Annotated in this window: 33 protein-coding genes and 1 pseudogene; 14 read left to right on the plus strand and 20 right to left on the minus strand. The window is 34.4% G+C overall.

Features of this window, described 5'->3' with window-relative positions; all coding sequences use genetic code 11:
* Nucleotide 1: 1 nt before the first annotated feature.
* From A9G22_RS10565 to A9G22_RS10620, 13 genes are all read right to left on the minus strand, one after another.
* Nucleotides 2-298, minus strand: a complete 297-nt coding sequence (locus A9G22_RS10565) for a VpaChn25_0724 family phage protein (protein WP_065588008.1) — start codon at nucleotides 296-298, stop codon at nucleotides 2-4.
* A gap of 6 nt (nucleotides 299-304) precedes the next feature.
* Nucleotides 305-607 carry a DUF2730 family protein gene (locus A9G22_RS10570; protein ID WP_065574282.1) on the minus strand — a complete coding sequence of 101 codons (303 nt, stop codon included), beginning with the start codon at nucleotides 605-607 and terminating at the stop codon, nucleotides 305-307.
* Entirely contained in the window at nucleotides 607-804 is a 198-nt protein-coding gene (locus A9G22_RS10575) for a TraR/DksA C4-type zinc finger protein (protein WP_075508863.1), read from the minus strand. Before A9G22_RS10575 ends, A9G22_RS10570 begins: the two co-directional genes overlap by 1 nt.
* A complete protein-coding gene (locus tag A9G22_RS11880) occupies nucleotides 791-988 on the minus strand; it encodes a hypothetical protein (RefSeq protein ID WP_442899752.1) in 198 nt (65 codons plus the stop codon). The genes A9G22_RS10575 and A9G22_RS11880 overlap by 14 nt, the downstream gene beginning before the upstream one ends.
* On the minus strand, nucleotides 909-1376 hold the full coding sequence (locus A9G22_RS10580; protein WP_075508864.1) for a hypothetical protein: 468 nt from the start codon (nucleotides 1374-1376) through the stop codon (nucleotides 909-911). Before A9G22_RS10580 ends, A9G22_RS11880 begins: the two co-directional genes overlap by 80 nt.
* Nucleotides 1369-1992 (minus strand): transglycosylase SLT domain-containing protein, encoded by a 624-nt coding sequence (locus tag A9G22_RS10585; RefSeq protein ID WP_075508865.1) that lies wholly within the window; start codon nucleotides 1990-1992, stop codon nucleotides 1369-1371. The genes A9G22_RS10580 and A9G22_RS10585 overlap by 8 nt, the downstream gene beginning before the upstream one ends.
* 2 nt (nucleotides 1993-1994) lie before the next feature.
* On the minus strand, nucleotides 1995-2411 hold the full coding sequence (locus tag A9G22_RS10590; RefSeq protein ID WP_075508866.1) for a putative holin: 417 nt from the start codon (nucleotides 2409-2411) through the stop codon (nucleotides 1995-1997).
* An 82-nt stretch (nucleotides 2412-2493) separates the two neighbouring features.
* Nucleotides 2494-2979, minus strand: coding sequence for a hypothetical protein (locus A9G22_RS10595; protein WP_075508867.1), 486 nt, complete (start codon nucleotides 2977-2979; stop codon nucleotides 2494-2496).
* An 11-nt stretch (nucleotides 2980-2990) separates the two neighbouring features.
* Nucleotides 2991-3848 carry a hypothetical protein gene (locus tag A9G22_RS10600; RefSeq protein WP_075508868.1) on the minus strand — a complete coding sequence of 286 codons (858 nt, stop codon included), beginning with the start codon at nucleotides 3846-3848 and terminating at the stop codon, nucleotides 2991-2993.
* Between the two features lie 34 nt (nucleotides 3849-3882).
* Nucleotides 3883-4206: a hypothetical protein gene (locus A9G22_RS10605; protein ID WP_075508869.1), complete on the minus strand. Its 324-nt coding sequence runs from the start codon at nucleotides 4204-4206 to the stop codon at nucleotides 3883-3885.
* A 55-nt stretch (nucleotides 4207-4261) separates the two neighbouring features.
* Nucleotides 4262-4654 (minus strand): hypothetical protein, encoded by a 393-nt coding sequence (locus A9G22_RS10610; protein WP_075508870.1) that lies wholly within the window; start codon nucleotides 4652-4654, stop codon nucleotides 4262-4264.
* Between the two features lie 69 nt (nucleotides 4655-4723).
* Nucleotides 4724-5131 carry a hypothetical protein gene (locus A9G22_RS10615; protein WP_075508871.1) on the minus strand — a complete coding sequence of 136 codons (408 nt, stop codon included), beginning with the start codon at nucleotides 5129-5131 and terminating at the stop codon, nucleotides 4724-4726.
* A 65-nt stretch (nucleotides 5132-5196) separates the two neighbouring features.
* On the minus strand, nucleotides 5197-5553 hold the full coding sequence (locus tag A9G22_RS10620; protein ID WP_075508872.1) for a helix-turn-helix domain-containing protein: 357 nt from the start codon (nucleotides 5551-5553) through the stop codon (nucleotides 5197-5199).
* A gap of 82 nt (nucleotides 5554-5635) precedes the next feature.
* On the opposite strand from A9G22_RS10620, the gene A9G22_RS10625 reads away from it, so the two are divergent.
* From A9G22_RS10625 to A9G22_RS11445, 13 genes are all read left to right on the plus strand, one after another.
* A complete protein-coding gene (locus tag A9G22_RS10625) occupies nucleotides 5636-5830 on the plus strand; it encodes a DNA-binding protein (protein WP_075508873.1) in 195 nt (64 codons plus the stop codon).
* Nucleotides 5831-5875: 45 nt separating this feature from the next.
* Complete coding sequence (locus A9G22_RS10630; protein WP_075508874.1) at nucleotides 5876-6181, plus strand: helix-turn-helix domain-containing protein; 306 nt, start codon at nucleotides 5876-5878, stop codon at nucleotides 6179-6181.
* A gap of 11 nt (nucleotides 6182-6192) precedes the next feature.
* Nucleotides 6193-7170: a hypothetical protein gene (locus A9G22_RS10635; protein ID WP_075508875.1), complete on the plus strand. Its 978-nt coding sequence runs from the start codon at nucleotides 6193-6195 to the stop codon at nucleotides 7168-7170.
* A gap of 21 nt (nucleotides 7171-7191) precedes the next feature.
* Complete coding sequence (locus tag A9G22_RS10640; protein ID WP_075508876.1) at nucleotides 7192-8976, plus strand: DDE-type integrase/transposase/recombinase; 1785 nt, start codon at nucleotides 7192-7194, stop codon at nucleotides 8974-8976.
* The gene (locus A9G22_RS10645) at nucleotides 8976-10205 is read left to right on the plus strand and encodes an AAA family ATPase (protein ID WP_075508877.1); all 1230 of its coding nucleotides are present in this window, start codon (nucleotides 8976-8978) and stop codon (nucleotides 10203-10205) included. The genes A9G22_RS10640 and A9G22_RS10645 overlap by 1 nt, the downstream gene beginning before the upstream one ends.
* On the plus strand, nucleotides 10205-10477 hold the full coding sequence (locus A9G22_RS10650) for a hypothetical protein (protein WP_065569109.1): 273 nt from the start codon (nucleotides 10205-10207) through the stop codon (nucleotides 10475-10477). Before A9G22_RS10645 ends, A9G22_RS10650 begins: the two co-directional genes overlap by 1 nt.
* 19 nt (nucleotides 10478-10496) lie before the next feature.
* Nucleotides 10497-11018, plus strand: coding sequence for a host-nuclease inhibitor Gam family protein (locus tag A9G22_RS10655; protein WP_075508878.1), 522 nt, complete (start codon nucleotides 10497-10499; stop codon nucleotides 11016-11018).
* 2 nt (nucleotides 11019-11020) lie between these two features.
* Complete coding sequence (locus A9G22_RS11440) at nucleotides 11021-11164, plus strand: hypothetical protein (protein WP_176700267.1); 144 nt, start codon at nucleotides 11021-11023, stop codon at nucleotides 11162-11164.
* Nucleotides 11157-11375, plus strand: a complete 219-nt coding sequence (locus tag A9G22_RS10660; RefSeq protein ID WP_075508879.1) for a hypothetical protein — start codon at nucleotides 11157-11159, stop codon at nucleotides 11373-11375. Before A9G22_RS11440 ends, A9G22_RS10660 begins: the two co-directional genes overlap by 8 nt.
* Before the next feature lie 4 nt (nucleotides 11376-11379).
* Nucleotides 11380-11781, plus strand: coding sequence for a gp16 family protein (locus A9G22_RS10665; protein WP_075508880.1), 402 nt, complete (start codon nucleotides 11380-11382; stop codon nucleotides 11779-11781).
* Between the two features lie 10 nt (nucleotides 11782-11791).
* Nucleotides 11792-12298: a hypothetical protein gene (locus A9G22_RS10670; RefSeq protein ID WP_075508881.1), complete on the plus strand. Its 507-nt coding sequence runs from the start codon at nucleotides 11792-11794 to the stop codon at nucleotides 12296-12298.
* 3 nt (nucleotides 12299-12301) lie between these two features.
* A complete protein-coding gene (locus A9G22_RS10675) occupies nucleotides 12302-12664 on the plus strand; it encodes a Mor transcription activator family protein (protein WP_075508882.1) in 363 nt (120 codons plus the stop codon).
* A 253-nt stretch (nucleotides 12665-12917) separates the two neighbouring features.
* On the plus strand, nucleotides 12918-13061 hold the full coding sequence (locus A9G22_RS11445; RefSeq protein WP_176700268.1) for a hypothetical protein: 144 nt from the start codon (nucleotides 12918-12920) through the stop codon (nucleotides 13059-13061).
* A 30-nt stretch (nucleotides 13062-13091) separates the two neighbouring features.
* Here the strand turns inward: A9G22_RS11445 and A9G22_RS10680 are convergent, their stop codons facing one another.
* The 5 genes from A9G22_RS10680 to yccX form a co-directional block, all read right to left on the minus strand.
* Nucleotides 13092-14507, minus strand: a complete 1416-nt coding sequence (locus tag A9G22_RS10680) for an RNA polymerase factor sigma-54 (RefSeq protein ID WP_075508899.1) — start codon at nucleotides 14505-14507, stop codon at nucleotides 13092-13094.
* Nucleotides 14507-15232, minus strand: coding sequence for an LPS export ABC transporter ATP-binding protein (gene lptB / locus A9G22_RS10685; RefSeq protein ID WP_065586935.1), 726 nt, complete (start codon nucleotides 15230-15232; stop codon nucleotides 14507-14509). The genes A9G22_RS10680 and lptB overlap by 1 nt, the downstream gene beginning before the upstream one ends.
* A gap of 1 nt (nucleotide 15233) precedes the next feature.
* Complete coding sequence (lptA, locus tag A9G22_RS10690; protein WP_065586936.1) at nucleotides 15234-15788, minus strand: lipopolysaccharide transport periplasmic protein LptA; 555 nt, start codon at nucleotides 15786-15788, stop codon at nucleotides 15234-15236.
* Between the two features lie 3 nt (nucleotides 15789-15791).
* Nucleotides 15792-16355 (minus strand): LPS export ABC transporter periplasmic protein LptC, encoded by a 564-nt coding sequence (gene lptC, locus A9G22_RS10695; RefSeq protein WP_075508883.1) that lies wholly within the window; start codon nucleotides 16353-16355, stop codon nucleotides 15792-15794.
* An 81-nt stretch (nucleotides 16356-16436) separates the two neighbouring features.
* Nucleotides 16437-16715, minus strand: a complete 279-nt coding sequence (yccX, locus tag A9G22_RS10700) for an acylphosphatase (protein WP_141670049.1) — start codon at nucleotides 16713-16715, stop codon at nucleotides 16437-16439.
* Between the two features lie 267 nt (nucleotides 16716-16982).
* Between yccX and A9G22_RS10705 the strand changes: the two genes are divergently transcribed.
* Nucleotides 16983-17579 carry a CHAP domain-containing protein gene (locus A9G22_RS10705; RefSeq protein ID WP_075508884.1) on the plus strand — a complete coding sequence of 199 codons (597 nt, stop codon included), beginning with the start codon at nucleotides 16983-16985 and terminating at the stop codon, nucleotides 17577-17579.
* 87 nt (nucleotides 17580-17666) lie between these two features.
* On the opposite strand, the gene A9G22_RS10710 is transcribed toward A9G22_RS10705, so the two are convergent.
* Together A9G22_RS10710 and A9G22_RS11885 are read right to left on the minus strand one after the other, a co-directional pair.
* Nucleotides 17667-18350: a GntR family transcriptional regulator gene (locus A9G22_RS10710; RefSeq protein ID WP_065586939.1), complete on the minus strand. Its 684-nt coding sequence runs from the start codon at nucleotides 18348-18350 to the stop codon at nucleotides 17667-17669.
* A gap of 75 nt (nucleotides 18351-18425) precedes the next feature.
* Nucleotides 18426-18620, minus strand: a pseudogene (locus tag A9G22_RS11885) (IS3 family transposase); the annotation flags it as partial.
* Between the last annotated feature and the right edge of the window lie 70 nt (nucleotides 18621-18690).

Genomic DNA, 18690 nt, shown 5'->3' on the forward strand with positions numbered 1-18690 from the left:
ATTACGCTCCTGCGCTTGGACGTTTTACACCAGGCACAACAACTTTACCGGTAGCCACATCAGCACCAAAATCGGTTAAACGTGCAACAATAACACTACCGATTGTTTCCGTTTTAATTAAATCTTGCTGTCCAAGCCAACTTAAATGGGTTTTAACTTGATCACGACTAATAGCGTGGCCATAGTGATCTAAAGCACTATAGATAATGCTAGAATTACTACTGTAGCTTGGCATTTCATATAAGATACGCAAAATAACCAACCGTTGATCTTCTTTTAAAAATTCAGCGTAGCTCATAATCCCTCACTTGTTCTTTAATAAAAATTGGTTAATGTTATCTAATTGACGAGATAATCCTGAAAGCCGATCAGATAACTGATTTAAAGTAGCTTCATTGCTACTTAGTTTTTCAATCAATTTGGTTACCTGATGCTGAGTTGGTAATGACTTAACCGTCTCTTCAACTTGTGTTACTCGAATACGTAAGTCTAGTAGCTCTTTTTGGCTAGCCGATTGACGTCCAATTAACCATGAGTAAACACCAACCACCGCCATTACAGCCCATTGCAGAAACTGCCAGTTAAAGGTAAGTTCATTAAAATTCATCATTTATTCCTTTTTTCTTCCAATGCTGCACATTCAATACATAAATCAGTAACGACTAACTTTCGACGTGCTTCAGCTATAGGCTCTTCACAGATTCGACAATACAGGCTTGATACTCCTGCTTTTGCTTGATGTTTTGCTAGTATTCGTTCCCGTGCTTCCATTTCTACAGTTGATGCTAAATCAGCGTTGTCCATTGTTTACCTCGTTAATATATTTTATTAGTTCAATAAATCGACCTGAGCACTGCCCATATTGGTCATAAAGCTGTTTTAAGGCTTCAGCTAAACCATCCGCCGTATTATTTCGTCGTTTTACGGGTAATTCGCATGGTACCGTCAGTTGTGCTGGTAAAACCATGGGTTGTTGCTTGTGCGGCATTTGCACGGGCTGAGTCGATGAACTGCAAGACACTATCATCAAACACGCAATGACTGCGATCATTAGCCGTTTTGTTAAGTGCATCTTGTAATGCTTGATTTGATTGTTCATCATATAATTTCCTTTCTGCTATCTGCTGTGACAATGAATAACTTGCATCGTTAGCGGTTTTAGTTAGTTGCTTTGTGCTCTCAATCAATTGGCTTAAAGTATCTGCTACTTTTTGGGCTTCTAAAGCAATATATTCTTGCTTGGCTATTGCTTTGCCATGACTGATACCTAATCGGTAAAGTGAACCAAAACCCACAATCAAAATTATTCCCAACAAAAAATAACTTTTACTACCCACAAAAAAGTTTTTGATTAATTTGTATATATTTTTAATCATCACAAACTCCTAAACCCCAATTTTCAGCTATGTAAACAGGTTGCCAACGGTAGATAATGCGAATCGGATAATCACGGTTTTCTTTAAAATTAATGCTTTTACGTCCACCATTAATATTTTCAACTACCCCCCAGTAATGTGTTGCATCTTGGTATTCTCGTTTTGCTCGCTGACGATCACGATTCACCCAACCAAGCCCACCGTTATATGCTGAGAGCGTGAATCCCCATCTATCACAATCACTCGCCGTTGCATTAATACGCTGATATAACCAATAATCATATTGAACTAAGGCACGCAGTGCCCAAGATGGGTTATAAGGTTCGTTGCTACCCAATGATTTAGGGTAAGCCCCTGCAATCCAATCCGCCGTTGTAGGCATAAATTGAGCAAGCCCCTGTGCGCCTACGTGTGATTTAGCATTTATTTTCCATCGAGATTCCTGATGAATTTGAGCCGCAAACAACGCAATTGGCGCATCAAGACCAAAGATTGCACGTGCATTACGTGTCAGTTCCCGTTGATGTTGCTTAGCATCATTTGGTACACCTGCTATAGCAGGCGCTAAATGACAACTAAACAGCATAAACACAATAAGTAAGGTTAAGTAACGCATGGCTATAATCCAAGTGTTACGCCAAAAATCACAGCGGAAACAATCAACGCCCGACGAATCAGAACAACCGCAAATAGGTTTCGATACTCATCAAGAACAGGGTATTCCGCACACATTTTAGAATCCATTGCCTCTGGTTGTTCATTATTTTCTAAAGATTCAATATATTGCTGAGTATAAAAATCAGGACCAAACTCTTTCCAATCGTTATATAAATAACCTCCAGGAGATGCATAAGGGAAAAGTGCACGGTCTAGGTGGTAACCAATCACAGCAGAAAGCAAGACTAAAGCCAGTTTATAAGCAACAACAGGCAACTGTTGAGGTGAGAGTAACGTAATAATTGCAAATAAAGTAATAGCGACTAAATACCACTTAAGCAGACGAATTTGGGATAATTTTTTGATAGGATGAGCCATAAAAAACCTCATAATTAATTAAATTAATGTATGAGGTTATTATGATCTTACTTACTTGAAATGTAATTTGAACGGGGGCAGATTAATTGTTTTCGTTTTTTTCTTCAACAAAGCGTTTTAATGACCAAGGTAATTGAATGGAAGCAAGGAAACAAAAACAAGCGGAAAAAGTTATAATATAGGGGATTAGAATTTGAGTTATTTCCAAGACTATGTTGCAGAGTTCATTTTCTGATTTTGAAACATTTTCTAATATAAAACCTACGAAAATTGCTAACAAAACAAAAAGGTATAAAATAAATAAGCTAGAAAATCGAGTGAAACGGATATTGAAGTTCTCGTATTTTCTAATTTTTTCTGCTGATGAATCTTCTTTCTTGAATACAGCTAGCTCACCAATAGCAGCAATGACAATAAATAAGAAACCAGATAAAATAGAAAAGGTATTTACAATCAAATTCAGTGCATCTTTATTTTTAGTAATTGTTGATGAAAACAAATAACTAACGAATATAGATACCAAAATATTTAATATTAAATAATAACTAAATTTCATATCCACTTTCATATTAAATTCTCTTAATCATCAATAGACGAAAACAAATCACATACATCAGACCAGTGAACTGTTTTTGTTTTACCATTTGGTGTGAGATATAGTATATGTCTTTTCTTTAAATCTCTACCATCTATTTTACGTTTCTTTTTAGTTACAATATAAATACTTTTTGCCGTTTCATTTGAATCAGATTTCATATAACTTAGTGCAACAGCAGGATTTTCTTCAATACGTTGAATAATTTTTGCATCACCCTTTTTACCTAGGATTAATGTGCCATAATGATTTTGTTCCTCCTCTTTATTTTTTTCTTTTTGTACCATTTTGCTGAACATATTTTTTTTCGGGAATCCTAATGATAATAAATCGAAAACACCCTCAATTTCAATATGATTAATTCCTTCTTTTTGGATGATAGCCACATTATCTTTATCAGTTTCATTAACAATATTTAAGTTTTTATTCTTTAACAGCTTGAAAAAGGTTTGGTTGAGTCTGACATCAATATTTAAAGGCGAAAGAGTTGTGAATGCCCAAAGAATGTTATTTTCAATTGAAACAAATAGATGACAAATATCTGCATTATCTACAGTTTTAGCTGTGATTTTGTCATCGGCAATTGCTTCAGTAGTTGAAACATCAATTTTATCATCGTACCAGCTAAAAAAAACAAATAATTTACTATCTACTTCCTCATATCTTCGGCATTTAATATGAATTTCCTTTGAAACATTAAGCGTTCCATTGCCTAGATTTTTAATTGCATTAAAAACATCTTTTTGAAATGATTCAGCTTTCACCCCGTTGATGCATGCTGAAAACTTTTGGATAGTAACTTGCTTTGTATATGGATGTTCTTTGTTTTTACTAAAACTCATTATTTGATTCCTTACATCAAAAATTAACTAATAACTATTCCCCACAATCTTTCTTCTCTTCAACTTCTTTTAATTGCGCCAACCGCCTATTCGCACTTTTCAGCGCTTCACCTTTTTCAATAACATTACCAACCCCAAAATCACCTAAAAAGGATAGAACGGAACGACCATCAAATTTACTTTCTTTGTCAACATGTTCTATAAAACCTTGAACTTTTGCTTTTTCTAGTGCTATTTCACGGCAAGTCATGGTTTCTTTTTCATATTGAGTTAATTCTCCCTGACGACCGTAATTTTTAGTAGCACAGCCAGTTAAAACTAAAGCTAAACATAAAATTAGTAAATTTAATTTATTCATACTCAGTCCTATTTATTTAAATAGCCTGCTTTAAAGGCTTTTTTAATATTATAGATTAACCATCAATAATCTTCATTTTCTCAATAACTTCAAATCTATCTGTGTTTGTTAAATGGCTAACTTCTTCAACACCACCTTGAGATAAAAGTAATCCACTTATTTCAGATGGGTTTTTATAGATTGCAAATTCATATTCTTTATAACCAGTAAAAGCACCATACCCATTTTTAGCATTAATAAATACAATATAAATAGTTGCATCATGGTCATCTATTTTTCCTTGCATATAACCTTTAAATATATATTGTGCACTATCAGGATCTTTCAGTTTACCCATCATATAATTTTTTATTTTTTTCTCATATTCTGGGTGAGAATCACAGCTAGCCAACCCAAAAACACTAAACATAATAAAAAATGAACAAAATATTTTATTTATTATTTTCACTTTTTACCTCGCAATTTTCTCTTTTGAATTACAAGCTATAATTCATAAATATTTTCTATGCAAATATCTCTATTCTTTACACATAATATCCCAAGCAAATTGGAAGTTATCTGCATTATCATGTGTTGCTTCTAAATAAATTGTAGAAGTTTCGCCTTGTTTACCGTTCATATTTGTTATCAGAATTGGAACAATAAATCTTGAGAACTGGCTATACATATCATCTGAATATTCTGACGCTACTTTACCGCAAACATTTCCAGCTAAAACATGTTCTGATTCTTTATCTTTTGATGTGTTGAAGAAAATTACATCTGTAAATTTTGGATTTTTTAAACTGATTTTTAATCTTTTTTGAGCCAAATATATTGCATCTGAGCTAGTTGGAGGACTAAGTTGATAACGAGCATCCATAATGAAGATAAATATACCGACAGCTATGCTTATAACTATTAAAATCAGTAAAGCTTTTTTCATATTTTTCTACTCCTATATTTCCGCCATTCACTAAGGCTAATAACATTCGCTTTAGCTGCTCGTCATTATCCTGCACTTTTGTTTGGTTCTGGTTGCACCAAGACTTTGCCGAGTTCAAGAAGCACTTTTTGTTGTTTGGGGGTCATGCCCTCAAAAGCTTCAATAAGTTCTTTTTTTTCTGATGAAATTTTTTCTCTTTTAGTTCTTAAATTTTGGCTTACTCCTGTGACGACATAAAGCACATCTAACCCCAATTCTTCCCACGCAGCAAGAGACGCAGCATCAGGAGATCTAGCACCAGTTTCATATCCAAATAAAGTTTTTCTTGTTATTCCTGCATGTTCAGCAAAATTAGTTTGGTTATAACCAAGTCTTTCTCGCTCATCACGCAGTCTTAAACCAATGGGTATATTTTTACTCATAAATACCTTGGCAGTGGGTAATTAATTACCCATACTATAGCACATAAATTACACATATATTCGTAATAAAAGGAGCAAAAAAATGACTGCGAAAGTTCTTACTCCCGAACAAGTAAAGCAACAGTTCCGTCAAAAGGGACTGACATTTACAAAGTGGGCACATGATAACGGCTATCACCCAATTGACGTTTACCGAGTTACCAACGGTTTTACTAAAGCAAGTCGCGGCAAAATGCACGAAATCGCAGTAAAACTTGGCTTAAAACAAGCCTCATAACCCTGATTGTAACAGTTTTTCATATATAGAAAAAGGGTAAAAAACATGCATAGTTCACAAATTTCAACATCCGGCATTCGAATACTGAAAGTACTCAAGGCACTTAAAGGCTATACGTTGACGGGTTTATCTAACGGCGATATTGCAAAGATGATTAATGAATCACCTGTTAATGTTACTAGGGCGTTACAAACTCTTATTGAAGAAGGATTGGTAATTAAGCTAGATAATGGCTTATTTGCTCATAGTGTGCAAATGTTACAGATAGCTCAGGCTCATGCAATTCACATCACTAAAATGCAAGACCAAATAACAGAAATGAACCAGCGCATTACAGCTGGTGCAAGATAAAGGTAACTAAAATGGCAAGAACAGCAAATCCAACAAAAGAAGCAATTGAATTACCTCCGCTTGATGAGCAAGGGATTAATGATGCAATGAATACCATGACTACGATTCAAAGTGAATATAACGAATCTCGTGATTTAGTTAATCAAGTTTTAGGTCAGGCTCAAATGGCTGAGGCTTTTGAACAGTTTTCGCGAACGGTTCGCACATCTAAATTGGCTTTTATCCGTGAAAATAAACTATATCAACAACTTAAAGGAATGAAAACCGCGAACGGTTCGCTATTTTCAGGAACGTGGGAAGATTTTTGTCTGTTACTCGGTTCATCTAGAGACAAAATTGAATTAGATATAGCAAACTTAAAATCATTCGGCGAGGAAGCCCTTGAATCCATGTCCCGCATGGGTATCGGATATCGCGAATTACGTCAATACCGAAAACTACCCGAGGACCAAAAAACGGCATTAATTGAAGTGGCTAAAGCAGGTGATAAAGAGGCCTTAGTTGAATTGGCAGAAGAGTTTATTGCTAAAAATGCTAAGGAAAAAGAGCAGCTCAAAAAAGAAAATAGTAATTTGCAAGCTGATTATAAAGCCCTGAGCAAACGTAATGCTGATGTAGCGAAAGAAAAGGAAGAATTAGCAATCAAATTGGCTCAATTTGAAATGAAAACCGTACCACTAGATGAGCGTTTAGAGCCGTTTAAAAAACAAATAGCAGAAACGCAATCACGTATTGATGAGCTACTAGAACAACAACGGCAATACATGGAAATGGCAGACAAGTTACAAAAAGAAGTTATGGAAAATGATCCAGATTATGACCCTGAGGAGCCTTATTCATTACCGGAATCATTAGTTGTAACAATTAAGATATTACATGGTTCATTAAAATTAACAGCTCAGCAGAGTAAAAACACGTATCAACGCTTATGGATGAATTTTAGTGATGAGATTGGTTCTGACATTGTCGATAGTGTGATTAATGAGTAAGTAATTTAAAAGGTAATTAACATGATTGCGCCAAATATTCGTGAATATTTAAATAAAGTTGCCGTCAAACTGGATAATGTCAGCCACGGGCAACGTGGTGTGATTTTGGATGAAGCACAAGCTTTTTTAGGTTATTCAAGACAAACTATTTACAGACAGTTAAAACAAGTTTGCGGTTGGTCAAGTGAGCGTAAAGCAAGAGCGGATAAAGGCAAGATGAGTGTTTCAAGTGATTCTTTATTAGCAATAGCAACAATGAGTCGTGAATCAGTACGGGATAATGGCAAGCAAACTATGTTTACAACAACCGCACGCGGCATATTGGAACAAAATGGACATGAAATTAATGTCAGTAATGCAACACTTAATCGATTGATGCGTCAACGAAAATTGAACGTAAAAGCGCAAAAAGTAGCAAATCCTGTACAATCATTGCGTGCTTTACACCCGAACCACGTGCATGAAATTGATCCATCTTTATGTTTGATTTATTACATGAAAAATAAACAGCATATTATGCGTGACCGTGATTTTTATAAAAACAAGTTAGAAAACTACGCAAAAGTTAAATACAAAGTTTGGCGTTACACATTGTATGACCGTGCATCTGGCATCATTATTCCGTGGTACGTTGAAGCTGCAGGCGAAAACCAACACTCATTATTCCAGTTTTTAATGTTTGCTTGGGGTAAGCAAGATGGGCGTTTATTTCATGGTGTACCACAACTGCTTTATTGGGATAAAGGTTCGGCTAATACATCATCAGCAATCAAGAACTTGCTAGACCATTTAGAAGTTAAATATCTAGAACACGAAGCAGGTAATGCAAGGGCTAAAGGTGGCGTTGAAAACGCCAATAATATTATCGAAACACAATTTGAAAGCCGTTTAAAGTTTCAACCTGTCAGCAGTATTGATGAGTTAAATCATGCAGCAATGAACTGGGCTGAAGCATATAACGCTAATCGTTTACCAGGGCAAGATACACGTTTGCGTCGTATTGGGTTATCAGAACCTGTATCACGTCAATCACTGTGGCAACATATTACGGCAGAGCAGTTACGCACATTGCCATCAATAGAAGTTTGCCAAGCCCTTATGGCAAGTCGTGAGCAAGAGCGCCAAGTTAAAGCTGATTTAACCATTAGTTTCAAACATCCACAATCAGAATCATCATTAGTCTATAGTTTAAAAGGCTTAGATGGTATTGCTGTTAAAGATAAAGTCAGTGTGCGTTCATTAGTTTATGGTGATTGTGCTATTCAAATTGAAGTACCTCGTTATGACGGTGAAGCACTGATTTATCGTGTTGAACCAAATCGCAATTATGACCAATTTGGACAATGTTTAGATGCACCAGCGATTGGCGAAGAATACAAATCGAAAGGTGATACTGAAATTGAACAAGCAGCTAAAGCGATGGATCAAGTTGCATATCCAGATATGAATGATGACGAAATCAAGAAAGCTAAACAAAAACAAGTAGCACCGTTTGGTGGCAAGCTTAACACACTGGATTATTTAGATGATATTGAACATCCAACTTATTTAGCAAGTGCTAAAAAAGGCAATGAAATTGAAACACCGGAACATTTAAAGCCGGCTACCACAACATTAACGCTAACCGCAGCTTTAATGCGTATTACTAGCTCAATCGGGCGCAGATTAACAATAGATGAAAACAAATGGTTATCGGCTCGTTATCAAGATGGTGTACCAGAAGATTCGCTAGCTTCATTAATTCGTACATTTACAACACCTGTTGCCGTCGCTGACGGTACAACAGGACTAAGGATTGTTAAATAATGCTGAAATTAAAAAGTGTAATGGCACAGTTCAATATTAAACAAGCACAGCTTGCCCGCTTGATTGAGTATAAAGGTAATTCAATCAGTCAAGCCGTTATTAATCAGCTTGTTAATCATGATATTTGGCCACGCTCAATAGTTCGTAATGAACTAGAGCAAAAAATTGAAAAAGCGTTAATTAAACTAGGTTTAAATAACGATTATTTACTGAATATTTTTGAAGAAGAAACTGACACAGCCGAAATCTTGCCGGACGACGCTGTGCCAGTTGACTCAAATGAAAAATCAACAAAGGAGTCAGCCTATATGTTACTACGAAAACAAACTATAAATCGAGATGCACGGGCACATTTCCGCATTCCAAGGGATCCATTTACGGATGAAATGACACAGGATGCCGACGTTTATCTATCCGATGATATTCGTTATGTACGTGCAGCAATGCGTCAAACGGCAAAGCATGGGGGCTTGTTGGCCGTTATTGGTGAATCAGGAAGTGGTAAATCAACATTGCGCCATGATTTAATTGATTGGATCAATATTAATCATGAACCAATAACAGTTATCGAGCCGTATGTACTTGGTTTAGAAGATAACGAAGTCAAAGGTAAATCGCTAAAAAGTATGGATATTAGTGGTGCAATCATCAATGCGATTGATCCACAAGCAAAACCAAAACGCAGTGCTGAAGCACGAGCAAGGCAAATGCATGAGCTACTCAAGAATAGTGCGTTATCAGGTCGTAAACATTTAATGATTATTGAAGAAGCTCATGGTTTATCAATTCATACGCTTAAGCATTTAAAACGCTTTTATGAGCTACAAGAAGGTTTTAAAAAATTACTGTCAATTATCCTGATTGGGCAAACAGAGCTACAAACAAAACTATCAGAATACAACCCTGAAGTTCGTGAAGTGGTTCAGCGTTGTGAAGTTGTGAACTTAAAACCACTTGATTTTAAAGTTGAAGAATATATCAAGCATAAATTTTCACGTGTTGATATGGACTATACAACGTTATTTGATTTATCTGCATTTAATGAAATCATCAATCGGTTACGTGTTGCAACAACACGTCGAGGTGAAAAGCAAGTGCGTTCATTATGTTATCCATTAGCAGTAAATAACCTTGTTTCTAACGCATTAAATCTAGCTGCACGCATTGGTGCGCTAAAAGTTACAGGTGAAGTAATTGTTGAGTGTATCAAAGACCGAGGAGATATCTGATGAAAAAGAACCAACTCATCAATAATAGCATCAATGCGGTTAATAAGGCTGTAACTATATTATCTAATGAAGAATTTACCGTCATTGGTTTTTATCATGATTCACTTTCAAAGCCAACTATTGAAATTGAGCATCACCCAAAGTGCAATAAGTTTATAGCTGTGGGTAAAGCGATGTATTACCGACATGAAGGTTATTACAGGTTTGGCCAATTTGAATTAAATGGCTGCCGAGTTATATGGAAAGAACGCGATATTAGTCGCTTGCATTAATCGAATAGGAGCTATAGAAATGATAAAGACTAAAAAACGTATTAAAGCTACCGCGTCAATCTATGTTGTGCAATCTAAAAAACAAGCATCAGAAGCGATTAAATATCTGGGTGATATTCAACGTGAATTGATTCGTTTAGAAACTGAAATGAACGATAAAATCGCTGAAATTACCGCAATTTATTCATCAAATATTGAAGTATTAAAAAAGAAGTCAGCAGAAATACAAAAGGGCATCCAAATTTGGTGCGAAGCAAACCGTGATGAATTAACCAACAATGGTAAAGTTAAATCAGCTAATTTAGTTACTGGTGAAGTGCAATGGCGCAATCGGCCACCATCGTGTGTTATTCGGGGGTTAGAAACAGTTATAGAAACACTGAAAAAGCTAAAATTGGAACGATTTATTCGTACAAAAGAAGAAGTTAATAAAGAAGCTATTTTGAATGAACCAAATGCAGTAGCACATGTTCCTGGCATCACTATCAAAAAAGATGTAGAGGATTTTGCGATAGTACCTTTTGAACAGGAGGTTATCTAATCATGCAAATACAAGATTTTTATATTTTGCATCAATTTATCCTTAGTCAAATACCTAATTTTATTGAGTACTGTAAAGAACGTGACTTATCGGCATGTGAAGCCGATCGTATTGTTGACGAGCTAGAGGAATTAGCAAATGGCTAAATTCTCTAACCCTAAGCGTTATATGCCCGACCATTATATTTCAATCAGCCATGAACATTCATTTATGCGTGAAGTAACTGGTCAGGGCTATGTTGATGGAAAGCTGTACGATGAACTCTATGCTAAATATGTAAAATTAAAATCAGTTAAAACATTAAAACAGCGTTTTGTTGGTTTTTTAAGGTGTTTTTATGACAAAAATAGAGGTTAAATAGATGAAATCTAGATACATCAAGCTTATTCATATAGCTAAAACACAACTTAATTTAGATGACGATACCTATCGTCATCTATTACTGACTATAACTAAAAAAACTAGCACCAAGGATATGACAGTTTGGGAACTGGAAAAAGTTATAACTAATTTGAAATTAAAAGGTTTCAAAGTTAAATCATCAAAAAAAACGGGGAAAATAACTGCTACAGAACCAGTTCATAAAAAAATACGCTCATTATGGCTAGAGCTAGCTGATGCAGGTGAAATCAAAAATCGTTCTGAAAAAGCTATCAATTCTTATGTAAAACGTATTACTGGTGTTGAAGTGATGGATTGGCTGACTCAAAAACAAGCAATGGTTGTAATTGAAAGCCTAAAAAGTTGGCAAGCACGCATATAAAGGAAGAAGTATGAAATTAACACGTTGCCCCATTTGCCATAACGAAATTAATTTAGACGCATTAGTTGAAGATGATTCTGGCAGAGAACTACTTATATTAGTAAGTAATTTAAACTATGGCTGTGCTAAACCAATGATTGCCTACATAGCTTTATTTCGTACTCAAAAATCAAATTTAAGCAATTCTAGAGCAGTAAACTTAATTAATGAGGTCCTAAAATTATATCAACCTAGCAGACATCTGGCTCATGCACTAAGAGAAACCGTTAATAATATTCACGCTAAGCGTGCACTAGGTGAATATAAGCCGTTTAAAAATCATAATTATCTAAAGTCAGTTTATGATTCTACTAAGCATTTATTTGCGTACGTTGAACATAAAGAAGAAGATAAACCTGTTCGTAGCAGTAATGAAGAGTATTTTGAACAGATGTATAGAGCCGGTATCGATTTTAATAAATTAGAAAAAAATATACCTGGTGCACTAGATTGGTATAAGAAGAAAACAGGAGCGTAAATTATGACAAAGTCTGCAATGTCTATCAAACGTCACGAATTACTAACACATGTATCATTATCTGCTACTAACGACGCAATGGATTATGGTTTACCTGAAGATATTGCAGCACAGTTAGGTGATAACATTGCAAATACAATTTCAGAATTATTTGGAGGTCAAAATTTCACATTTCCAAGAGATTATTTTTTTAAGTTAAACAAACGCGATCTACAAATCTATGATGCATTTAAAGGTAATAATTATGCAGAACTCAGCCAAAAATATAATATGACCGAACGAGGTATTAGAAAAGTAATCGACCGAGTTCATAAACGAATGATAAAAGAAAAACAACCAACACTGTTTGAATTTAATGACGCCTAATTAATTTTTAGAGCAAAATTTTTTAGACAATTTTTTATTTCATATTTTGTAACACTTTTTCAAAAAACAATTTCATTATTTCCCTGTTTATTTTGTTATATCCCATTTATCTCATCATTCTGTTATTATTTATCATGTTCTATTTCACTATACCCCCGGTGAGTGGTTAACCTTTTTAACTGAAGCTGGTTTTGTCATTAATAATATAGCCCGCCATCGTTTAACACTCTCTTTTGATACATGGGTTAAACGAATGCGTACTCCTGAACAGTTAATTGAGGCAATACGAATTTACCAAGAAACAGCAGCTGACGATACAAAAAATTATTTTGAACTTCAAGCAGATGGTTCTTTTACTACAGATATGATGATTATTGAAACTGAAAAAGTCATCTAAAATCATCCGTGGTCATAAACAGATTTAAATTTAAAGTTGTTTACGTTGGCTTGATGGCGGAATTGATAAGACTTCACGATATTTTGCTACGGTTCGACGGGCAATCATAATACCTTGTTCTTCAAGGATTGCGACCAATTTACTATCACTTAATGGCTTTTTGCTGTCTTCTGCCAATATATATTTTTTAATTAAAGCACGAATAGCTGTCGACGAAGCTTCACCACCTGATTCTGTGTTTACATGACTAGAAAAAAAGAATTTTAACTCAAATATTCCTGTAGGGCATTGTAAATATTTCTGTGTTGTCACACGGGAAATGGTTGATTCGTGCATGTCAATTGCCGTTGCAACATCAGATAAAATCATTGGTTTCATGTATTCAGTACCGTGTTCAAAAAATGCTTGCTGATGCTCAACAATAAATTGACTTACTTTAAGTAATGTTTCATTACGATTTTCAACACTTTTAATAAACCAATTCGCATTTTGCAAATGTGAGCGAATATATTGGCTATCACTTTCATTTGCTATCTTTTCCATTGCTGCATATTGCTGATTAATACGTAAGCGCGGCATGGTGTCATTATTCAAATCGACAACCCAGTTTCCATTCACCTTTTTTACTAAAATATCAGGGATCACATAATCTGGTGGTGTGGTATTGACTGAATCACCAGGATACGGCTGTAAATGTTGAATAAAATTGACTGCTTCTTTTAACTGCTCATCGCTTGCGTTTAATACTTTTTTTAATGTTCTATAATCTCGCGTCGCTAACAAATCTAAGTAGTTCTCAATAATTTGTTTAACCAGTAGTGGACAGGTTAAATGTTGAATTTGAATGGATAAACACTCTTGTAACGATCTGGCTCCCACGCCAATTGGATCAAAATGCCAAATACGCTTTAAAACAGTTTCAACTTCGTTCAATTCAATCTCGTCATTACCCTGCTCTTCCAAAATTTCATCTAATGAAACTGTTAGATAGCCTCGCTCATCAATCGCTTCAATAATCGACACCGCTATCGCCCTATCAATATCACTAAAAGGCGTTAACTCAAGTTGCCATCTTAAATAATCATGTAACGTTTCGTGAGTTTCACCTTGGTAGATAGGCAATTCATCATTACGATAATCAGAGTGAGTGCCAGAGGGGGTTCCAGCAGTATAGATATCATCTAGTGAGGCATCTAATGGGATATCTTCGGGTATTTCTCGGCTATCTAAGGCTTCACGCGTATCGATATTTTCATCTTTAACGTTTTGTTCAACATCAATTTCGTGATATTGATCGGCCACTTCGAGCAATGGGTTATTTTCAAGCTCGGTTTGAATCTCTTGTTGAAGCTCTAAAGTTGACAACTGTAACAATCGAATCGCCAATTGTAATTGTGGTGTCATGGATAATTGTTGAGATACTTTCAGTTGTAAACTGGGTTTGATCATAATCTGAACTCGTTTCCTAAGTAAACGCGTTTTACATATTCGTTATTTAAAATGTCACTTGGTGAACCCTCAGCAATTAAATGTCCTTTATTAACAATATAAGCACGCTCACAAACATCTAACGTTTCACGGACATTATGATCGGTTATTAATACGCCTAGCCCTCGATCACGTAAATGTTTAATGATACTTTTAATATCTATCACTGAAATCGGATCGACACCAGCAAAAGGTTCATCAAGCAAAATAAATTTAGGATTAGCCGCTAATGCCCTTGCTATTTCAACTCGGCGCCTTTCACCACCAGATAGAGATTGACCTATGCTGTCACGAATATGCGTAATATGAAACTCTTCAAGTAATTCTTCGGCACGATCAATTTTTTCATTTTTATCAATATCTTTGCGCGTTTCTAAAATCGCCATAATGTTATCAATAACAGACAATTTTCTAAAAATAGAGGCTTCTTGTGGTAAATAACCAATGCCTTTTTGAGCCCGTTCATGTAAAGGTAAAATGCTGATATCATGATCATCAAGGTAAATTTTGCCTGCATTTAAGGTCACAATACCAACCACCATATAAAAAGTGGTGGTTTTACCTGCGCCATTTGGTCCTAATAACCCGACGATTTCGCCAGAATTAACGGTTAAACTCACATCTTCAACTACACGGCGTTTTTTGTATACTTTAGCTAGATTTTCCGCTTTTAACATTGACATTTTATTTATTCATCTCTTTAACTTGGTTTGGGATGATAGTGCTTTTTACTCGCATATTCTTACCTGGTTGCGCTAATATTTGCTGTTTTTTGACATCGTAAGTAATAAGATCACTAATAATATGATTGTCCTGTTGAAATAATTCGGCATTACCTTGTAAAACCACATTATTTTGTTTTACATTGTAAATAACTTGTGAAGAATGACCCGTTACAATCTTATTGTTTTCCGGTAAAATTTGCTTATAATTCACTGGATTTCCATAGGCCGTGATTTTTTGTTTTACCGTGTCTTGCGTGTCTGTTATAACCACTTTATCTGCTTGTATGGTTAACCCTTCTTGAACAATGACAACGTTACCAATAAATGTAATTGTGTTATTTTCAATATCAATTTGTTGATTATCCGCATCAATCGTAATAGGTTTATTATCGGCGAACATCTTATGGTCTTCTTTAGGTTCTACTGATTGCGTAGTAGATTCATTTGCAAAACTACTTAAAGAGATAGGTAGCAATAAAATTAATGAAAAAACAACTTTTTTTAGCGAAATCATGTTTTATTTTGCCTCTGTATTATAATATGTTTTTACATTTTCAAGTATGTTAGCCGTTTTTGCATGCAAATCACCCGCTAATCCAATACCTGTTGAATAAAACCCCACACCATTAACGATGACAGGATCTTTTGATGTGACTAGTTGTGAAGTTAAATCTATCACGGCATTATCTGTTTTTACTTGTTTTAATTGAGCTTCTTGTGTCAAATTATCTAATTGTACATCATGATAAAGATACAAAAGTTTATCACTTGTTAGTATCGCTTTCTTTGCTTTAATATGCCATGCAGCTAAATGAACTTGATCATAAAAAGTAAAATTGGGCAAATCAAATTCAGTATTGTCTGAATCATCAAAGTGCCTAATATTACTGGACTCAATTTTATAAATAAGCTCACCAGATAAGTCGTAAATATTTGTTAACATTTCATCACTTTGATAATTCGGCTTATCTGATATATTTTGGGTTGATTTGCTTACTACATCATCTCCTTTTTGATAATTGTAATAAACACCGATAACAACAATGAGAAGTAAAAAACAGATAAGATTTTTTTTATTCATAACATACGTTAATCACATTAATTAGAAATTATTATTTCGAATGCCCAAAATTTTAATTATTCTACTTTATTTTTTATTAAATTAATATCGAACATTAAAAGAAGTTAAATCGTTTTGTGGCAATAATTCGCAAATATTTACACATGAAATACGCGATGATGCAGGCCCGCCATTTTTAACCCATTGTGTTAATTTGGCTATTTGTAAGCTGTCACCTTGAGCAATAATTTCAACATCGCCGTTATCTAAATTTCTAACATAGCCAACTAAACCAAGTTTTTGAGCTTGCTGATAAGTAAAAAAACGAAATCCTACACCTTGTACACGACCACCAACATTTATTTTAACTTTCTTAATCATCCTGTAGCCTTATTTTATGATTAATTCAAACATATTTATCTTAATGATGAAATACTAATTCAGATTGTAAATACTAAATATAATTCTCTATCATGACTAAATAACTTATATAAAAAGTGAACACCATTCAACGAATAAATACGACACTTGCAGTATTTTATTTTAGATACACTAATAATAATGTTTTTATTATTCGATTAAATTTTATTTTTTAATAAAATAAGCGATCATGATTAATAATAAATAATTAAAACGATGGAAATAAAAATGTTATTAAAATATAAAAAAAGCTTGTTCTTTCTTTGTTTATTCTCCGTATTGAGCTACTATACACTCTATCCATGTGCTTTTGCCAATATTGAATTTGATAAGCAAAAAATTGGCAAAGTCATTGATGAATTTAATGGGGTGAAAGTCTATTATAATGGTAGTATCCATAATGTAAGTGGAAGAAATATCGCTAAAGACGGCTATAACTTAGGTCAAAAATATCAATGTGTTGAATTTATTAAACGTTATTATTATCAGCGTTTTAATCATAAAATGCCAAATAGCTATGGTCATGCTAAAGATTTTTTTGACCCATCAATTGTTGATGGAAAGATCAATCGTCAGCGCAATTTACTACAATTTCATAACGGCTCACCCACTAAACCACAAGTTGACGATATTATTGTCCTTAATTGGTCTAGCTATGGACATGTTGCTATTATCAGTAAAGTAACCGACAACGAAATTGAAATTGTACAACAAAACCCAGGACCTAATGCAAGCAGTCGAGCAACCTTTCCTTTAATTTTTAAAAACGGAAGATGGACAATAGCGGATTTTGGAGTTTTAGGTTATTTGCGTAAAAATCAATAACCGTCAAAATAAATCAGATTATAAAAAGATAAGCAACATAATTTTATTCATAACATAAAAAAGAATAATCGAGAGCTTTAATACATACTAATCAATAAACCATTCATTCTTCTGCTTGGATACTATTTTTATTGTCTCTAAAATAGCCGATAAATGTTCATGTTGAGCTATTGCAGCGAGCTCCGGATCATGTTTTTTTAAAGCTGTCAGAATTTTTTCGTGTTGTTTAACAAGATTTTCTGGAGGAGAAATCTGTTCTAATGAAAGAAATCTGACTCTATCCATCATTGCTTTAATGTTCTCGACACTTTCCCAAGCCATTTGGCAATCTATCACATTCATTAAAATTTGATGAAACTCATCATCTTTTTCAAGAAAATAATGAATATTCTTGTGCTTATTAGCTTGTTTTTGTTCATCAAGATTTTTTTGCAGCAATAAAATATCTGCCGCACTAATCATTAGTGCTGCTTGTTTGATAATTGCACACTCAACAGCATCTCGTATAAATTGGCCATCAATAACTTTTTTAATCGATATTTTTGTAACAAATGTTCCTCGTTGCGGAAGAATTTGCACAAGTCCCGCTTCAGCTAATTTAATGAACGCTTCTCTAACCGGTTGCCTTGAAACACTAAATTGACTAGAAATCTCTTTTTCTGACAGTAAAACACCAGGCAATACTTGACAAGTAATAATCGCTTTTCTTAATTTACGGTAAATTTGTTGATTAACGGGTTCTGAAATATTTAAGTCGGCAGATTTAAACATATATCATTCTTATGGTAAGGAACAAAATAAGGAAGAATAGTAGGATATTTTTAGGTATAAGAAAAGTTTTTTTGATTAGAATGGCAACACATTTTCAAACAAAAAATTAAGGGGTAAGTGTTTTTTAAATTTAACGGGAGGCAAATAGCCTAACGAAGAATGTAATCGTTTATGATTATACCAATAAGCATAAGCCGAAAAAGCGCATTGTAACTCAGCCGTTGAGTTGAAACGTTGGCCTTTTACTAATTCCGTTTTAATTGTTTTAAATGCCGCTTCCGCTACCCTTTGTCATTAGGTTAAATCCGCAACAACAATTTGTTCTTTATCACCTACATCA

The organism is Gilliamella sp. App2-1, from assembly GCF_001690255.1.
GTDB lineage: Bacteria > Pseudomonadota > Gammaproteobacteria > Enterobacterales > Orbaceae > Gilliamella > Gilliamella apicola_G.

What these genes read in the sequence shown, in the direction of transcription:
- A9G22_RS10580 (WP_075508864.1), bottom strand. Translation starts at nt 1,376, where the DNA reads ATGATTAAAAATATATACAAATTAATCAAAAACTTTTTTGTGGGTAGT.
- A9G22_RS10590 (WP_075508866.1), bottom strand. Translation starts at nt 2,411, where the DNA reads ATGGCTCATCCTATCAAAAAATTATCCCAAATTCGTCTGCTTAAGTGG.
- A9G22_RS10615 (WP_075508871.1), bottom strand. Translation starts at nt 5,131, where the DNA reads ATGAAAAAAGCTTTACTGATTTTAATAGTTATAAGCATAGCTGTCGGT.
- A9G22_RS10625 (WP_075508873.1), top strand. Translation starts at nt 5,636, where the DNA reads ATGACTGCGAAAGTTCTTACTCCCGAACAAGTAAAGCAACAGTTCCGT.
- A9G22_RS10665 (WP_075508880.1), top strand. Translation starts at nt 11,380, where the DNA reads ATGAAATCTAGATACATCAAGCTTATTCATATAGCTAAAACACAACTT.
- A9G22_RS10565 (WP_065588008.1), bottom strand. Translation starts at nt 298, where the DNA reads ATGAGCTACGCTGAATTTTTAAAAGAAGATCAACGGTTGGTTATTTTG.
- A9G22_RS11440 (WP_176700267.1), top strand. Translation starts at nt 11,021, where the DNA reads ATGCAAATACAAGATTTTTATATTTTGCATCAATTTATCCTTAGTCAA.
- A9G22_RS10650 (WP_065569109.1), top strand. Translation starts at nt 10,205, where the DNA reads ATGAAAAAGAACCAACTCATCAATAATAGCATCAATGCGGTTAATAAG.
- A9G22_RS10710 (WP_065586939.1), bottom strand. Translation starts at nt 18,350, where the DNA reads ATGTTTAAATCTGCCGACTTAAATATTTCAGAACCCGTTAATCAACAA.
- A9G22_RS10585 (WP_075508865.1), bottom strand. Translation starts at nt 1,992, where the DNA reads ATGCGTTACTTAACCTTACTTATTGTGTTTATGCTGTTTAGTTGTCAT.
- yccX (WP_141670049.1), bottom strand. Translation starts at nt 16,715, where the DNA reads ATGATTAAGAAAGTTAAAATAAATGTTGGTGGTCGTGTACAAGGTGTA.
- A9G22_RS10675 (WP_075508882.1), top strand. Translation starts at nt 12,302, where the DNA reads ATGACAAAGTCTGCAATGTCTATCAAACGTCACGAATTACTAACACAT.
- A9G22_RS10595 (WP_075508867.1), bottom strand. Translation starts at nt 2,979, where the DNA reads ATGAAAGTGGATATGAAATTTAGTTATTATTTAATATTAAATATTTTG.
- lptA (WP_065586936.1), bottom strand. Translation starts at nt 15,788, where the DNA reads ATGATTTCGCTAAAAAAAGTTGTTTTTTCATTAATTTTATTGCTACCT.
- A9G22_RS10630 (WP_075508874.1), top strand. Translation starts at nt 5,876, where the DNA reads ATGCATAGTTCACAAATTTCAACATCCGGCATTCGAATACTGAAAGTA.
- A9G22_RS10640 (WP_075508876.1), top strand. Translation starts at nt 7,192, where the DNA reads ATGATTGCGCCAAATATTCGTGAATATTTAAATAAAGTTGCCGTCAAA.
- A9G22_RS10655 (WP_075508878.1), top strand. Translation starts at nt 10,497, where the DNA reads ATGATAAAGACTAAAAAACGTATTAAAGCTACCGCGTCAATCTATGTT.
- A9G22_RS10605 (WP_075508869.1), bottom strand. Translation starts at nt 4,206, where the DNA reads ATGAATAAATTAAATTTACTAATTTTATGTTTAGCTTTAGTTTTAACT.
- A9G22_RS10660 (WP_075508879.1), top strand. Translation starts at nt 11,157, where the DNA reads ATGGCTAAATTCTCTAACCCTAAGCGTTATATGCCCGACCATTATATT.
- A9G22_RS10705 (WP_075508884.1), top strand. Translation starts at nt 16,983, where the DNA reads ATGTTATTAAAATATAAAAAAAGCTTGTTCTTTCTTTGTTTATTCTCC.
- lptB (WP_065586935.1), bottom strand. Translation starts at nt 15,232, where the DNA reads ATGTCAATGTTAAAAGCGGAAAATCTAGCTAAAGTATACAAAAAACGC.
- A9G22_RS10645 (WP_075508877.1), top strand. Translation starts at nt 8,976, where the DNA reads ATGCTGAAATTAAAAAGTGTAATGGCACAGTTCAATATTAAACAAGCA.
- A9G22_RS10575 (WP_075508863.1), bottom strand. Translation starts at nt 804, where the DNA reads ATGGACAACGCTGATTTAGCATCAACTGTAGAAATGGAAGCACGGGAA.
- A9G22_RS11880 (WP_442899752.1), bottom strand. Translation starts at nt 988, where the DNA reads ATGCCGCACAAGCAACAACCCATGGTTTTACCAGCACAACTGACGGTA.
- A9G22_RS11445 (WP_176700268.1), top strand. Translation starts at nt 12,918, where the DNA reads ATGCGTACTCCTGAACAGTTAATTGAGGCAATACGAATTTACCAAGAA.
- A9G22_RS10570 (WP_065574282.1), bottom strand. Translation starts at nt 607, where the DNA reads ATGAATTTTAATGAACTTACCTTTAACTGGCAGTTTCTGCAATGGGCT.
- lptC (WP_075508883.1), bottom strand. Translation starts at nt 16,355, where the DNA reads ATGAATAAAAAAAATCTTATCTGTTTTTTACTTCTCATTGTTGTTATC.
- A9G22_RS10635 (WP_075508875.1), top strand. Translation starts at nt 6,193, where the DNA reads ATGGCAAGAACAGCAAATCCAACAAAAGAAGCAATTGAATTACCTCCG.
- A9G22_RS10600 (WP_075508868.1), bottom strand. Translation starts at nt 3,848, where the DNA reads ATGAGTTTTAGTAAAAACAAAGAACATCCATATACAAAGCAAGTTACT.
- A9G22_RS10620 (WP_075508872.1), bottom strand. Translation starts at nt 5,553, where the DNA reads ATGAGTAAAAATATACCCATTGGTTTAAGACTGCGTGATGAGCGAGAA.
- A9G22_RS10670 (WP_075508881.1), top strand. Translation starts at nt 11,792, where the DNA reads ATGAAATTAACACGTTGCCCCATTTGCCATAACGAAATTAATTTAGAC.